At 69.8% G+C, this 14,292-nt stretch carries 14 protein-coding genes; 8 read left to right on the top strand and 6 right to left on the bottom strand.

Annotated elements, in window-relative coordinates; genetic code table 11:
* Window positions 1-24 precede the first annotated feature (24 nt).
* The 6 genes from ABGB01_RS08840 to ABGB01_RS08815 all read left to right on the top strand — a co-directional run bounded on the left by ABGB01_RS08840 (window position 25) and on the right by ABGB01_RS08815 (window position 5,022).
* Window positions 25-1,002, top strand: a complete 978-nt coding sequence (locus tag ABGB01_RS08840; RefSeq protein WP_347772150.1) for an aldo/keto reductase — start codon at window positions 25-27, stop codon at window positions 1,000-1,002.
* Window positions 1,003-1,050: 48 nt separating this feature from the next.
* Complete coding sequence (locus ABGB01_RS08835; protein ID WP_347772148.1) at window positions 1,051-1,296, top strand: hypothetical protein; 246 nt, start codon at window positions 1,051-1,053, stop codon at window positions 1,294-1,296.
* 261 nt (window positions 1,297-1,557) lie between these two features.
* Window positions 1,558-2,307, top strand: a complete 750-nt coding sequence (locus tag ABGB01_RS08830) for a MerR family transcriptional regulator (protein ID WP_347772146.1) — start codon at window positions 1,558-1,560, stop codon at window positions 2,305-2,307.
* Between the two features lie 188 nt (window positions 2,308-2,495).
* Window positions 2,496-3,254: a GPP34 family phosphoprotein gene (locus ABGB01_RS08825; RefSeq protein WP_347772144.1), complete on the top strand. Its 759-nt coding sequence runs from the start codon at window positions 2,496-2,498 to the stop codon at window positions 3,252-3,254.
* Between the two features lie 914 nt (window positions 3,255-4,168).
* Window positions 4,169-4,633, top strand: coding sequence for a hypothetical protein (locus ABGB01_RS08820; protein ID WP_347772142.1), 465 nt, complete (start codon window positions 4,169-4,171; stop codon window positions 4,631-4,633).
* A 119-nt stretch (window positions 4,634-4,752) separates the two neighbouring features.
* Window positions 4,753-5,022: a hypothetical protein gene (locus ABGB01_RS08815; protein WP_347772140.1), complete on the top strand. Its 270-nt coding sequence runs from the start codon at window positions 4,753-4,755 to the stop codon at window positions 5,020-5,022.
* An 18-nt stretch (window positions 5,023-5,040) separates the two neighbouring features.
* Here ABGB01_RS08815 and ABGB01_RS08810 read toward each other — a convergent pair whose 3' ends face one another.
* From ABGB01_RS08810 to ABGB01_RS08790, 5 genes are read right to left on the bottom strand one after another with little or no spacing between them, the layout of a single operon-like run.
* Window positions 5,041-5,856, bottom strand: coding sequence for a carbohydrate ABC transporter permease (locus tag ABGB01_RS08810; protein WP_347772138.1), 816 nt, complete (start codon window positions 5,854-5,856; stop codon window positions 5,041-5,043).
* Entirely contained in the window at window positions 5,849-6,727 is an 879-nt protein-coding gene (locus ABGB01_RS08805; RefSeq protein ID WP_347772136.1) for a sugar ABC transporter permease, read from the bottom strand. The genes ABGB01_RS08810 and ABGB01_RS08805 overlap by 8 nt, the downstream gene beginning before the upstream one ends.
* A gap of 3 nt (window positions 6,728-6,730) precedes the next feature.
* Window positions 6,731-7,975: a sugar ABC transporter substrate-binding protein gene (locus tag ABGB01_RS08800; RefSeq protein WP_347772134.1), complete on the bottom strand. Its 1,245-nt coding sequence runs from the start codon at window positions 7,973-7,975 to the stop codon at window positions 6,731-6,733.
* A gap of 22 nt (window positions 7,976-7,997) precedes the next feature.
* The gene (locus ABGB01_RS08795) at window positions 7,998-9,602 is read right to left on the bottom strand and encodes a beta-N-acetylhexosaminidase (protein ID WP_347772132.1); all 1,605 of its coding nucleotides are present in this window, start codon (window positions 9,600-9,602) and stop codon (window positions 7,998-8,000) included.
* Entirely contained in the window at window positions 9,599-10,837 is a 1,239-nt protein-coding gene (locus ABGB01_RS08790; RefSeq protein ID WP_347772130.1) for a Gfo/Idh/MocA family oxidoreductase, read from the bottom strand. The genes ABGB01_RS08795 and ABGB01_RS08790 overlap by 4 nt, the downstream gene beginning before the upstream one ends.
* A gap of 153 nt (window positions 10,838-10,990) precedes the next feature.
* Between ABGB01_RS08790 and ABGB01_RS08785 the strand changes: the two genes are divergently transcribed.
* Both ABGB01_RS08785 and ABGB01_RS08780 read left to right on the top strand, forming a co-directional pair.
* Complete coding sequence (locus ABGB01_RS08785; protein ID WP_347772128.1) at window positions 10,991-12,157, top strand: ROK family transcriptional regulator; 1,167 nt, start codon at window positions 10,991-10,993, stop codon at window positions 12,155-12,157.
* A 46-nt stretch (window positions 12,158-12,203) separates the two neighbouring features.
* Entirely contained in the window at window positions 12,204-14,018 is a 1,815-nt protein-coding gene (locus tag ABGB01_RS08780; protein WP_347772126.1) for an endonuclease/exonuclease/phosphatase family protein, read from the top strand.
* Here the strand turns inward: ABGB01_RS08780 and ABGB01_RS08775 are convergent.
* Entirely contained in the window at window positions 13,961-14,218 is a 258-nt protein-coding gene (locus tag ABGB01_RS08775) for a hypothetical protein (RefSeq protein ID WP_347772124.1), read from the bottom strand. The two genes, ABGB01_RS08780 and ABGB01_RS08775, sit on opposite strands and share 58 nt — an antisense overlap.
* Window positions 14,219-14,292: the final 74 nt, after the last annotated feature.

Genomic DNA, 14,292 nt, shown 5'->3' with positions numbered 1-14,292 from the left:
GGCACCCGTAACGGAGGACGGTCCATGGAACACCGCGTGTTGGGACGTACCGGTCGGCAGGTCGGCGTGGTCGGCCTGGGCGCATGGCAGCTCGGCGCCGACTGGGGCGAGGTCAGCGAGGGGGAGGCCCGCGCGACCCTCGAAGCGGCCGTGGACGGCGGTGTCACGTTCATCGACACCGCCGACGTCTACGGAGACGGGCGCAGCGAGCAGATCGTCGGCCGTTTCATCAAGGATCGTCCCGGGCTGACCGTGGCCACCAAGATGGGGCGGCGGGTGGAGCAGATCCCCGCCAACTACGTGATGTCCAACTTCCGCGCCTGGAACGACCGCTCCCGCCGCAACCTCGGCGTCGACACGCTCGACCTGGTGCAGCTGCACTGCCCGCCGACGCCGGTCTACTCGGCGGACGCCGTGTTCGACGCCCTCGACACCCTGGTGGCCGAGAAGAAGATCGCCGCGTACGGCGTGAGCGTGGAGACGTGCGAGGAGGCGCTGACCGCGATCGCCAGGCCGGGCGTGGCGACGGTGCAGGTCATCCTCAACGCCTTCCGGCTCAAGCCGCTGGAGCGGGTCCTGCCCGCCGCCCGCGCCGCCGGGGTGGGCATCATCGCCCGTGTCCCGCTGGCCAGCGGCCTGCTGTCGGGCCGCTACGACGAGCACACCACCTTCTCCCCCGACGACCACCGCGCGTTCAACCGGCACGGGGAGGCGTTCGACGTCGGCGAGACCTTCTCGGGCGTCGACTTCGCCACCGGCCTGGAGGCGGTCCGCCTCCTGGCTCCGCTGGTGCCGCCGGGTGCGAGCATGGCCCAGTTCGCACTGCGCTGGATCCTCGACCAGGAGGGCGTCTCGGTGGTCATCCCCGGCGCCCGCAACCCGGCCCAAACCACCGCGAACGCCGCCGCCGCGGACCTGCCCCCGCTGGACGCCGCGACCCTGGAGGCCGTCCGCGCCGTCTACGACGACCTGATCCGGCCCCAGGTGCACCACCGCTGGTAGGACGCCCGGTCCCGTCGTCGCCTGCGCTACCGCCAGAGAGCACCCAGCATGACCGGCCGCTCGGTAGCGATCGGTACCGAAGAGTACAGGCGCAACGACGCGGGCCGACGCCTTGAGGAGCGCTTCCGCCGCGCCGTGGACGAGGGCGACCTTCCCCGCGACGCCGACGCAGGCCGGCTCGCCCGCTACATCATGACGGTGGCGTTCGGCATCGCCGTCCAGGCCGCCGGCGGCCTCGGTCACGACGACCTCCAGGACATCGCCGGCATGGCCCTGCGCAACTGGCAGCCGTAGCAGGCGCGCGGCTGCCGTCGCCGGGCTTGTCGTACCGGGCACGACGGGGCTCGCGGCCTCTGCCGTCGCTGTGCGCCGCGTTGCTCGTCCCGCTCCTCGTCGCGCTTGCCCGGGACGTGACGAGATCCGCCGGCGCGAGTGCGCCCCGACTTATGTACCGATCGGAATAGCGCGCTCTGTGACACCAGCGCGGTGACCGTGTGTGCCACGCTGGAGCGCTGTGAGATGACGACTGCTCTGTGAGCGCGGGAAGGACACGACGTGGCCTGGAGTACACGCGAACTCGCGGAACTCGCCGGCACGACGGTGAACACCATTCGGCACTACCACCGGCTCGGCCTGCTCGACGAGCCCGAGCGCAGATACAACGGATACAAACAGTACGGGGTGCGGGATCTCGTGCGCCTTCTGCGCATCCGACGGCTCGCGGAGCTCGGCGTGCCCCTCGCACAGATCGGAGAAGTCGGCGCGGGCGGCGACAGCACCCCGGACGCACTGCGACAGCTCGACGCCGAACTCGCGGCACACATCGAGCGCCTGCAGAAAGCTCGGTTCGACATCGCGGCCATTCTGCGCGACAACGCGCCGGCCGACGTGCCGGCGGGGTTCGAGTCCGTCGCGTCACGCCTGTCCGAGGCCGACAGCGCGATCATCCACATCTACACGCAGCTCTATGACGAGGATGCGATGGCGGACCTGCGGCGCATGGTGGAGGCCGACGTCGGCTCCATCGGCTGCGACATCGACGTTTTGGCTCCCGACGCGGACGAGGCGACCCGGCAGCGCCTGGCCGAGAGGCTCGCGCCGATCCTCGCCCAGAACCTCGTCGACTACCCCTGGCTGAGCGATCCGGTGGCGCATCTGTCGAAGAGCGAGCACGTCACGCGGCGGACGTTCATCGACGCCGTGACCGAGCTGTACAACACCGCCCAGCTCGATGTGCTGCACCGCGCCAGCATCCTCGCGCATGAGCAACTGCGCATCGCGCGCGGGGCGAATGGCGGCGGCTGACCGTCGCCTCCCACGCGATTTGCCCATGTTCCCAGCACACGGTCTCTACTGGGGCTGAGTCGACCCTGACCACGCACCTGTCCTGGGGCACGCTCACGGCCCCGAACACACCACGACGGGCTCACCCCGTGACCTCAGCACCATCCCGATCGACGACGGAACCGGTCCACGACAGAAAGGAATGACCGATGGATCAGCAACCTGACGAGCCCTTCGCCGGCGGCGGTACCGAGACACCCGGCGAGGCGGAACGGCTCGCCGTCCCGACCCTGGCGGAGGATCTCCTGCTCCTCCTGTTCCAGCCGGACTCGGGCCTTCAGGCGGGCACCGGGACCATCGCGGGCGAGAACACGCTCTTCTACACCCTCGCGGGCGCGGTGCTCGCAGATCTCGCCCTCGGCGATCATGTCCGAACCGACACCGGCTCGGGCGGGACGACACGGGTGCAAGCCATCGAGGGCCGCCCGCCGTCGGACGACATCCTCCGCTCCGCATGGGACTACCTCTCTGAGAAGCCCCGAGGCGTCCAGACGATGCTCGCGGCGATCGGGCCGACATTGCGCAGCCCGCTGCTGGACAGGCTCGTCGAACGCGGCGACATCCGCCGCGAAAGCCGCAAGGCGCTCGGCCTGTTCACCACGACGGTCCTCCAGGACGGTGGAAGCGGGCGCCGGTCCCGGCTCCTTGAAGACGTCCGCGACGTGCTCGTCGAGGGCGCGGAACCGCAGCCCCGTGTCGCCGCGCTCGCCGCACTGCTCTCGGGAAGCGGGACGCTTCCCCAGTTCCACCCCGAGATTCCCTGGACCACCCCCGTGATCAACCGCGCCAAGGAGCTCGAGCACGGCAACTGGGGAGCCGGAGCCGCCGCCGAAGCGGTTGCGCGCACCGTCACCGCAACCATCGTCAACAACGTCGTCATCGCGGCGACCGTACTCCCGCAGAACTGAGAGAAGGACCCGCGTCGACGTCACCCCGATGGTCCAAGGCTGGCATCAGCCCGATTCCGGACCCGCCGCCGACAACCACCCAAAACCTCGACACGGCGAGCCCGGCCGGCGAGCCTGCTGATCGCGACGTGAGAGCGGTAAGGTACGAAGCCGTTCGATCTCGGCCGGATCGTGGCGGTCGCGTCCGGTAACGATGTCCGATCATCGGCTTGACCTGTGCGCGAACGCCCAGGCGTATCGCAGCAGAGCCGATCAGCCGCTCGTACGTGCTCTCTTGCCAGATGACGAGCTGGCTCGTGCTGATGATCTCAAGCGCATGCGAAGTCTCATAAGGGTCGCGAGCGCCCCATGGACATGTTCGACCCAAGGCGGAGAGCGGGCATCACAAGCTGCATCGCCATCCATGTGCGCACTTCGCGGGCTTCAAGGCCCGAGTGCGCAGAAGCCCCTTCGATGGTCATCGGTGAGAGTGACGTGAAGCTTGTCCCTGCCTCTGCTCGCAGTGCTCCGAGCGGGCAGGTTGCTCAGCGGACAAGCACCTCACTTCCCGGTTGCTGCGCCTTTGCCGGCGTGGCGGCTTCGTCCGCCACGCCGGCGCTGGATGGCGGTCGCTACCGGCGGCGCTACGCGAGGGCCGCCTGCGGCGCCGGCCGATGTCCGCCCGGCTGGAGTGCCGGCAGGTGGAAGGGGCCGACGGCAGTGGTCGCGAACAGGTCGATGCGGTGCTGCTGGGCGGGGTTCGGCCGTACACCGATCCCGGCCGGCTCCAGGGGTGGGCTCCGGCTGTGGACGGAGCAGGCCGCGGGCCTGATGGATGCTCTCGGTGTCGAGCACTACGCCGTGGTGGGCCACTCCATGGGCGGTGCCGTGGCGCTGGCGTCGCGGCCGCGCGTCCCCAGCAGGTCACCCGTGTCGTGGCGGTCTTGACGATGGGCGCCCCCGGGGCGCCGCTGTCCGCCGAACTCGACGCGGTCTGGGCCGCCCCCGCCGGCCCGATCGGGGCACGAGACATGTTGAGTCGTCTCGTCCTCGACCAAGCGCTCGTGACCGAGTCGGCCGTCGCTGCCCGTGCGGCTGCGATGCGAGCGGGGGCAGCCGCATTCGCGTCGTTGTTCCCTCCACCCAGGGCACGTTGGGCCGACGACCTCACCCTCTCGGCGCGAACGCTGGCAGGGGTCCGCGCGCCCGTGCTGCTCGTCCACGGCGCCGAGGACCGCGTCACCCCGCTCGGGACGGCAGCCGTGCCGCCCCTGCTCGAACACCTGGCCGATGTCCGTCTGTACGTGCTCGGCCGATGCGGGCACGTGCCGGCGCTCGAACACCCGCACGACTTCAGGCGACTCCTGTCGTGCTTCCTCGGCCGGGAACGAGGTCCCTGACTCATATCCGTGGGCCCTGGATTCAAATCCCGCCCGCCACCCCGACAGTATCGCCGCAGGTAGAAGGCGCTTCCGAAGACCGGAGGCGGCCTCTTCCATCTCTTGAGGTGACCAACTGCGTGACCACGCTCCTCACCGGCCAGATGGTAAAGCTCTCAGGAACTGCTTTCGATGTGCCCTGGCCGGTTTCGCCCGCGTCCTCATGCAGAACGCCACCTTCATGGTGGTCGAATCGCTGCGGTTCGGGATGGTCGCGGCGGCCCGGCATCACCCCGGCTCGGCGGCCGGACTGTGGGCGTTCGGACGGCACCAACCGGATCGCGGTCACGGGCCTGCTCGGCTGGGCCTCCTGGATCGTCGTCTACGGCATCGCCCTGCTGCGGATCTGAGGAAGCAGCATAGAGAGGTCAGCCCTTGGAGCCGGTGAAGGCGATGCCGGCGATGAGGTGCCGTTGCAAGACGGTGAAGAGGGCGATCACGGGCAGTGAGGCCACGACCGACCCGGCGAACAGGATCGGGAAGTTGGTCTGGAACTGCCCGCGGAGCGAGGCGAGCCCGGCCGACAGCGTCATCATTTCGGGATCGGTGTTGACCACCAGCGGCCACAGCAGGCTGCTCCACGACCACATGACGGTCAGCAGCCCCAGCGCCAGCAGGCCGGGCCTGACCAGCGGCAGCATGATGTGCCAGTAGACCTGCAGCGGGTTGGCACCGTCCAGGCGCGCGGCCTCGTCGAGCTCCTTGGGCAGGGTGAGGAAGAACTGCCGGAGCAGGAACGTGCCGAAAGCCCCGAAGACACCCGGCGCGATCAGCGCCTGCAGCGTGTTGAGCCAGCCGAGCCCCTGCATGATCTCGTAACGCGGAATGATGAACAGCTCGCCCGGAACCATGAGCACGGCCAGGAACAGCAGGAAGATGGCGCCCCGGCCGGGGAAACGCAGCCGGGCGAAGGCGTAGGCGGCCAGCGAGCACAGCAGCAGTTGCCCGGCGGTGACGGCGGCGGTGACCACGATGGTGTTGAGGAACTGCCTGGCCAGCGGCACGGACTGGAAGACGTCGGCGAAGTTCGACCACTGCCAGGAGGGTGTGAACTTCGGTGGCACCCGCAGCGAGTCGGGCAGGGTCTGCAGCGAGACCACCACCTGCCAGGCGAAGGGCGCGAGCATCACCAGCGCGCCCGCGGCCAGCAGCACGTGGGCCGGCCAGGTTCTGGGCCTATTCATAGTGCACCCACTTCTTCTGCAGCCTGAACTGGATCGCGGTCAGCACGAGGATCAGCCCGAGCAGCAGGACCGCGATCGCCGCCGCGAGCCCGCGCTGGTTCTGCACGAAGCCCTTCTCGTAGAAGAGGTAGACGATCGTACGGCTGCCGCTCAGCGCCGGGCTCTTCAGATCGATCATGAGGAAGACCAGGTCGAAGACCTGCAACGCGTTGATCATCGTGATCACGATGACGAAGAACGTGGTCGGCGTGAGCAGCGGCAGCGTGACGCGGAAGAACTGCCGCACCCGGCCCGCGCCGTCGATCGAGGCCGCCTCGTAGTAGGGGCGCGGAATGCCCTGAAGCCCCGCCAGGAACAGCACGGCGTTGTAGCCGATCGTGCTCCAGATGCCGACGATCGCGATCGCGTAGATGGCGAAATCGGGATCGCCCACCCAGTACGGCCCGTCGATCCCGATCTTGCCCAGCAGGTGGTTGATCGCGCCGAAGTCGCCGTTGAACAGATAGCGCCACGTCAGGCCCACCGCGGCGGGCATGGTGACGACCGGCAGGAAGTACAGGGTCCGGTAGACGCTCAGGCCGCGCAGCCCCGGCACGTTCAGCAGGGCCGCGACGACGATCGACAGCGGCACGCCCACCAGCACCAGCACCGCGTAGAGCAGGGTGTTGCCCAGCGCGCCGAGCACCTCCTCGTCGCCGAGCAGTTCGGTGAAGTTGGCCGTCCCCACCCAGGTGTAGCCGCCGAAGATGCCCGACTCGGTGAAGCTGAGGTAGAGAGTCTGGGCGATGGGCCACAGGTAGAAGACGGCCAGCCCCAGCGCCATCGGGGCGATGAGCAGGTAACCCCACGCCCACTCGCGCTTGGAGTGCATCCGTTACTCCTTGGCCAGGATCTCGTTCATCTGCGCGGCGATCTCCCTGGCGACCTCGGCCACCGGCCGCCTGCCCGCCCAGGCGTCGGCGAGCAGTTTCTGCTGTACGTCCTGCCACTGCGCGGTGTTCAGCGTCGCCGGGTACGGCACGCCGTGCGGCATCGAGGCGTCGTAGGTCTCCTTCAGTTGCCAGGAGGGAAATGCCTTGAACCAGCCGTCCTGCGTGCCGGGGCGGACCGAGAGCGCGCCGCCACCGCTGTCGCTGAGGATCTTCTGCGCCTGCTCGGAGGAGACGAACGCGGCGAAGGCGGCCGACTCGCGCGGGTGCTCGCTCTTGGCCGAGACCGCATTGGCCAGGCCGAGCAGGATGACGGCCTCCCGCGCGGGGCCCTTGGGCAGCGGGGCCACGTCGATCCGCTCGCGGATCTCCGGGTTGGCCCAGTAGGTGGAGGCGAACCAGACGCCGCCGTAGTACATGCCGTACTTGCCGGACTGGAACAACTGGATGGGGTCGGTGTCGGTGTAGACCTCCGCGACGGGCGCGACCTGGTCCTTGATCAGGCCGGTCCAGAACTCCAGGCCCTGGATGGAGGCAGGGTCGTCGAAGCCGCTCTTCTTGCCGTCGGGCGAGAGCACATGGCCGCCGGCCTGGATCATCGTGTTGTAGAAGCCGCCCTGATCCCACATCGGGGCCAGGATGCCGAACTGCTTCTTGGCCGGGTCGGTCAGTTCCTTGGCGGCGGCCTTGACGTCGTCCCAGGTCCAGTCGGCGGTGGGGTACTTGACGCCGGCCGCGTCGAAGATCTTCTTGTCGTACCAGAGCGCCGGGATGCTCACGTTGTGCGGCAGCCCGTACAGCTTGCCGTCATGGCGGTATCCCTCGACGACCGCCTCCGGCAGGCCCTGCGCCTGCGAGTCGTCGATCGGTGCGATGACGCCGCCCTTGGCGTACATGCGGACGTTGAGGCTGTTCATCCAGAAGACGTCGGGGGCGGCGCCGCCTGACGCGGCGGTCTGGAGCTTGGTCCAGTACTGCTCCCACGGGGTGATCTCCAGCTTGACCGTGACCTTGGGGTTGGCCTGCTGGAAGGCTGCGATGATCTTCTCGCTGGCGGCCTGGTCGTTCTTGTCCCAGATGGCGTAGCTGATGGTGACCTTGCCGTCGGCGGCGGGCTCGCCGGACGAGCCGCAGCCCGCCGCGAGGACGGCGAGGCCGAGCAGCCCGGCCAGGGGAAGGCGAAAACGCACGGGTTTCTCCAGGTGGGGGTGATTAGAACCGCAGGTTCGCGGTCCAGGTGGCGAGCTGGCCGTCGATCTCAGCCCTGGTCCGGGGGTGGCCGGGGGCGTCGGGGCGTTGCTGCCAGGGGTGCGGGCCGGCGGCCGGGCGATACTCCACGCCCAGCGCGTCGAGCCGCTTCTCGTGTACGGCGAGCCGGGCGAGGAAGTCCTCGAAGTCGCCCTCGCCGCTCCACACCGCCTCGGCGAAGGCGGCCAGGCGTGGGAAGGCCATGTAGTCGAGCAGCCGGGGCGAGTCGATGTGCTCGGTCCACAGTGCCGCCTGGGCGCCGAGGATCCGGCTCCGCTCCGCTTCGGTGAGCCCGGCGGGGATCGGGTCGAAGGCGTGCACCGCGCTCAGGGAGGTCACGCTGCCGATGGGCACCGGCTCCTGCTCGCTCACGGCCTGGCGGAAGTCCAGATAGGTCTCGGCGAACGGCGAGACGATCACGTCGTGACCGGACCGGGCGGCCAGCGCCGTGCACGTGGTCCCGCGCCAGGAGGCCACGGTGATCCCCGGCGGCAGGCCGCCTTCCAAGAGCTCGTCCCAGCCGAGCGGCCTGCGCCCGCGGGCGAGCAGGAAGTCGGTGAAGTGCCGCATGAACCAGGTCTGCAGTTCGTCGGCGTCACGCAGGCCGAGCTCACGGATGCGTTCCTTGGCGGGGACGCTCTCGTTCCACTGCGTCTTGGGGACCTCGTCGCCGCCGACGCAGACGTACCGGCCGGGAAAGAGCTCCAGCACCTCCTCCAGGACGTCGGTGAAGAAGGCGATCGTCGCGTCGGCGACGTTGAGCACGTTCTCGCTGATGCCCCATTCGGTACGCACGTCCAGCGGGGTGCCGAGGTTGCCGAGCTCCGGATAGGCGGCGATGGCGGCCTGCGTGTGGCCGGGCAGGTCGATCTCCGGGACGATGGTGACGAACCGGTCGGCGGCGTAGGAGACGATCTCCCTGATGTCGTCCTGGCTGTAATGGCCGCCGTGCGGGCGGCCGTCGAAGCGGCGGTGCCGCCTGGCGCCCAGCGGCGACTCGCGACGCCACGAGCCGACCTCGGTCAGCTTCGGGTACTTCCTGATCTCCAGCCGCCAGCCCTGGTCGTCGGTCAGGTGCAGGTGCAGGACGTTGAGCTTGTGGGCGGCGAGCAGGTCGATGTAACGCAGCAGGTCGTGCTTGGGCAGGAAGTGGCGGGCCACGTCGATGAGACAGCCGCGCCAGGCGTACCGGGGCGCGTCGGAGATCGTGACCGCGGGGACGCTCCACGTCCTGTTCCCGGTACGACCTGCGCGGAACGCGGCCGGGTCGAGGAGTTGCCGCAGCGTCTGGGCCCCGTAGAAGGCGCCGGCCGGGGTCGCGGCCTCGATCAGCACCGACTCCCCGGTGGTCGTGAGCCGGTACTCCTCCGGCCCGAGCCCTTCGGCCACCCGGAGTTCGACCCCGCCGGGGCCCTCGGGCAACGGCAGGCCGGTCGCCGGAACGATACTCTCACGCAGCCACGCCGCGGCCCTGGCCAGTGCGGGCTCGGCGGTCAGCGGAGTCGCGTCGGTGAAGGTGAAGCACCCTTGCGCCGGGTCGAGGCGGGCGGGCGCCGGGATCGTCGTCACAGGGCCTGCACCGTCCGGGTCTCGCGGGCGCGCTCGGCGGCCCACACCACCAGGTGCCCGGCCAGCGCGTCGGCCGCGCCGGCTCCGAGCGGCGCCTGGTCCCCCGCGGCCACGGCGTCGATGAAGGCGGCGATGAGGCCCGTGTCGCCGCCGCCGTGGCCGTCGGCCAGCGACGCGCCGGCGCGGGTCCCAGTGTCGATCCGCTCCTCGGCGGCGCTCACGAAGTCGACGACCCTGATGACCCGGCCGTCGCCCTCGGCGAAGCCATGGGTGCCGAAGACCCGGGTCTTGCGGTGCTCCAGCGGGGTGAAGGCGGTCATCGTGAACGACGCGGTCGCGCCGCCCGCGAACTCCAGCATCACCACCTGCTGATCCACCACGTCGTTGTCGCAGTCGTACACGCAGCGGCCGTACGGGCCGCTTTCCAGGGCGCAAATGACACCGTCCGTCGTGGCGTCGGAGGTCACCGCGCCAAGCGGCCAGAACTCACGGTCCGGATCGCCGAGACAGTCCAGGTAGAGGCGCCGGGCGGAGTACGGGCAGGCGGGCTCGACCGCGCAGCTCGTGCAACGGCTGCCCGCACCCGGCGGCCGGTTCTCCGGCCGGAAGTGGGTCAGCGAGCCGAAGGAGGCCACGCCGACCGGCCGGTCTCCGACGAGATGGAGCAGCCAGTCGATGTCATGGCAGGACTTGGTCAGCAACATCGGCCCGGACTCGCTCGCGTTGCGCCAGTGGCCGCGGACGAAGGAGTGGGCCATGTGCCACCAGCCCACCGGCTCCAGGTGCTGGACGCTGGAGATCGCCCCCAGCCGGCCACTGTCAACGAGCTGCTTGAACGCCCTGGTGTAGGCGGTGTAGCGCAGGACGTGCCCCACGGCGAAGATCACCCCGGCGCGCTCGACGGCCTCGGCGATCCTGCGCGCCTCAGGCTCGACGGGCGCCATGGGCTTCTCCAGCAGGATGGCGTAGCCGAGCCCGGCGAAGGCCACGGCCGGCTCGACGTGCAGGCGGTCCTGGGTGGCGATGACCACGGCGTCGGCCAGCCTCGGCACGGCGGCCAGTTCGGCCCATCCCGCGAAGCGCGCCTGTACCGGTACGCCGTGCTCGGCGGCCAGCCTGTCCCGCCGGGCCCGGTCGGGCTCCGCCACGGCGACGATCCGCCCCCGGCCATCGGCGGCGGCTGCTCTGGCGTAGATCTGGCCGCGGGCTCCCGCCCCGACGACCGCGATGGTCACTGTCAATACCCGACTCTCCCATTTATTGTGGAGTCCATAGATAGTCACGAACTAGGTCTTGCCGTCAATACCTCTTTTGCCGCATGATCCAGCTAGCAGTAGCCGCCCGAGGCGGACATATTCCAGAGAGCGTCAATATGGGAGGAAGAGCCTGTGCAGGTCAGCGGTGGAGACCTTCAGCGGCTGCGCCAGCTGAACTCGCTCAGCAGCCTGCGCGCCCTGCGTGAGGCAACCGATCCGCTGACGCTGACCGAACTGGCCGCCCGGACCGGGCTGTCGCGCAACTCCGTCATCGACGTGGTCACCGATCTGCAGGAACGCGGCTGGATCGCCGAGGTCGAGCCGACGATGGGCGGCATGGGCCGGCCCGCCAAGCGCTACCGCTTCCGCGCCGACGCCGGGCACGTGCTCGGCATCGACATAGGGGTCCACAAAGTCCTCGCGGTGATCACCGACTTGGCCGGGCGTACCCTTTCCAGCGGCAGGGTCGCCGTGGACCGGCACACGGCCCGGCCCGAGCGGCTGGAGGCCGTTTGGCGGGCTGTCGAGGCCGCGCTCGTCGCCTCCGGCTTGAGCGCGCCCGACCTGTGGGGCGTCGCCATCGGCAGCATCGGCGTCGTCAACCGGGAGGGCCTGGTCACCCGGGTCAACGACCTGCCCGACTGGCCCGGGGTCGATCTCATCGGCCATCTCGGGCAGCGGCTGTCCTGCCCGATCACCGTCGAGAACGACAGTAAGCTCGCCGCCCTCGCCGAACAGCGGCTGGGCGTCGCGGCTGGCGTCCGAGACCTCGTCTACCTGCACGCCGGCCGCCGGCCCGGTGCGGCACTCATCCTCAACGGCCGCCTGCACCACGGCTTCAGCGGAGCCACCGGCGAGGTCGGCCTCATGGAGATGACCGGCTGGCGCACCATGGCCGCCCGTCTGGAGGACTCCCCCGCCGCCCGAGGCACCCCGCCCCAGGAAGCCGCCGGGCTCGTCTTCGCGGCCGCCCGCGCCGGCGACCCCGGCGCCCTGGCCGCCATCGACACCTACGCCCACCATCTCGCTCTCGGCACCGCCGCCATGGTCCTGACCCTGGACCCCGAACTGGTCGTCCTGGGCGGCGGGTTCTCCCGCTCCGCCGACGTCCTGCTGCCCGCCCTGCACCGCGCCCTCGAACCCCACTGCCTGCGCGTCCCCGACATCCGGCCCTCCGCGCTCGGCGAGGAATGCGTCGCCCTCGGCGCGGCCTGCCTGGCCCTGGACCACGTGGACGAGCAGTTCTTCTCACCCGACGGCTCGATCTCCCGGCCCGCCGCGCCCCGGCGACACGCCTGACGCTGTTCCGGGACGCACGCACACCCCTCCTCCGAAGGACACGCCCATGCGCCGATCAGTTCCTCCTTTGGCCGCCGCCACCCTGGCCGTGGCCGGGTTGCTCGCCCCGGTTCCCGCCGCCGCCGATCCCGCCCCCAATCCCATCGCCTATCCCGTCCCCAGACCTGCCGCGTACCGGCTGGACTGCGACGGCGACCGCCCGGGCAGCACCTGCACGGTGGTCGCGACCGCCAAGCCGCGCGCGCGCCACGTGCAGGAGTTCGCCATCACCGTGCGAAGCGGGGAGCAGGTATGGGCGCGGGACACCATCCGCAGCCGTGACGGGCACGCTCGCAGCCGTCCCTTCGCGCTGCCCGAGCAGAAGGTCACGGTCAAGGCCCAGGTGACCTCGCTGGCGGACGGATTCGCGGGCACACCGCTGCGGCTGATGTCGTGGAACCTCTACGTCGGCGGCACGATCAATGGCCAGGAGAAAACGGGTGAGAACCTCAGGCAGATGATCGAGTACCTCAACGAGGTCGATCCCGACGTCCTGTTCGTGGTCGAGGGATACGGGTCGGGCCATAAGATCCTCGACGGGCTGAACGCCGGGCGACCGGCGGGCAAGCGGTTCTCCGGCGTGCGGCTCACCCATCCGGAGGACTACAGCGTCAACGGCGACAACCTGTGGCTGTACACGAAGCTCAAGGTCGAGAAGGTCTATCCGCGCTACGCCGACGCGGACATCACCTCCTTCAACCTCGGCGGAGCCCGGCTCGGCCTGCCGAACGGCAAGCACGTCCACGCCTTCAGCATGTGGACCTGGCACGAGATCTCCGCCAACTGGGACGTCCACGAGGCGGCCGTGCAGAACCTCTACGGACAGCCCCGGACGAAGACCGACGAGCAACTCCTCGACGACGACCGCTTCCGTCGCGTCGCCATGGGCCGGGCCATCCTGGAGAAGGCGCTGCCGTCTTTCATCGGCGACGACGACGCCCCCGTCCTCATGGGCGGAGACCTCAACGCCTGGCCGTACCTGGATTGGACCGAGCAGTTCAAGAACGCGCGCGGGCACGCGGGCCTGGTGCTGCCGTGGCCCTTGACCAAGATGTTCGCCGATGCCGGCTTCGTCGACACCTTCCGGCACGCCAACGCCGACGCCGGGCGCTACCCTGGCCGTACCTGGAGCCCGATGAGCGGCTACCGCTCCGCGCCGGCCCGCATCGACTACGTGTTCACGCGGGGCAGGGACGTCGGCGTCCTCGGCTCGCGCACGGACGACCGCCGCCTGCCCAGCCACCAGGGCAGCGCCCTCGACCAGACATACCCGTTCTACTCCGACCACAGCGCGGTCATCACCGACGTGGTGATCCGCGGCAGGGGAACGGGCCCCGACCGGCCGATCGTCACCGACGAGCCCGAGAACGCCCCCGGCGTCTGGCCCGCCACCCCGGCCGGCACCCCGGTCCCGCCTGCCGAGCTCAGCGCGACGGCGACCACCTTCAAGCCCGGCGCCGGCGACCCCGCACGGGCGGTCGACGGCGACCTCACGACCGACTACCACTCCGACTATCCCGAGATCGTGCCCCAGCCACACTTCATCACGGTCGACCTCGGGCGGGTCAGGAACCTGTCCGCGGTCCGGTTCCAGCCCAAGCTGCGCTACGACATGAACGGCACCGTCATGAAGGGCGTGGTGCAGGTGAGTGACGACGGCACGACGTTCAGGGACGTCGAACGGGTCGAGTGGCCCCGCATGACGGCGCCGAACGACGTGGACCTGAAGGGTACTGCGGCCAGGTTCGTGCGGCTGCGGGTGGACTACGGCATGGGCGGGGCCTCCGCCCTGGCGGAGATCATCCCGTACGAGATCTCCTGACGACAGAGGCGTGCGCGCGCGCCGGGGATCAGTTGGCCGGTCGCCGGGTCGACGCGGTCGGGAACCAGGATGCGGGCGATGCGTGGCAGCACCACGTGGCCGCATGACGTCTCGGTGTCACGCGAATGCGTCCGCAACGCCCATGACGGGTCTCCGATCTTGATCGGGAAACGGCCGGCCGACTCGCGCTCGAAGGTCACCGTATGTGACGGTTGATGGGGACGTCGGACCCGGACATGCGAAACCCGTGGCTCTTGTGGATCATGACTGTTCT

This window comes from Nonomuraea sp. B5E05, from assembly GCF_039880665.1.
Lineage (GTDB): Bacteria > Actinomycetota > Actinomycetes > Streptosporangiales > Streptosporangiaceae > Nonomuraea.
Note: the sequence above shows the minus strand (reverse complement) of the source record. Positions and strands in the feature narration are given on the sequence as shown.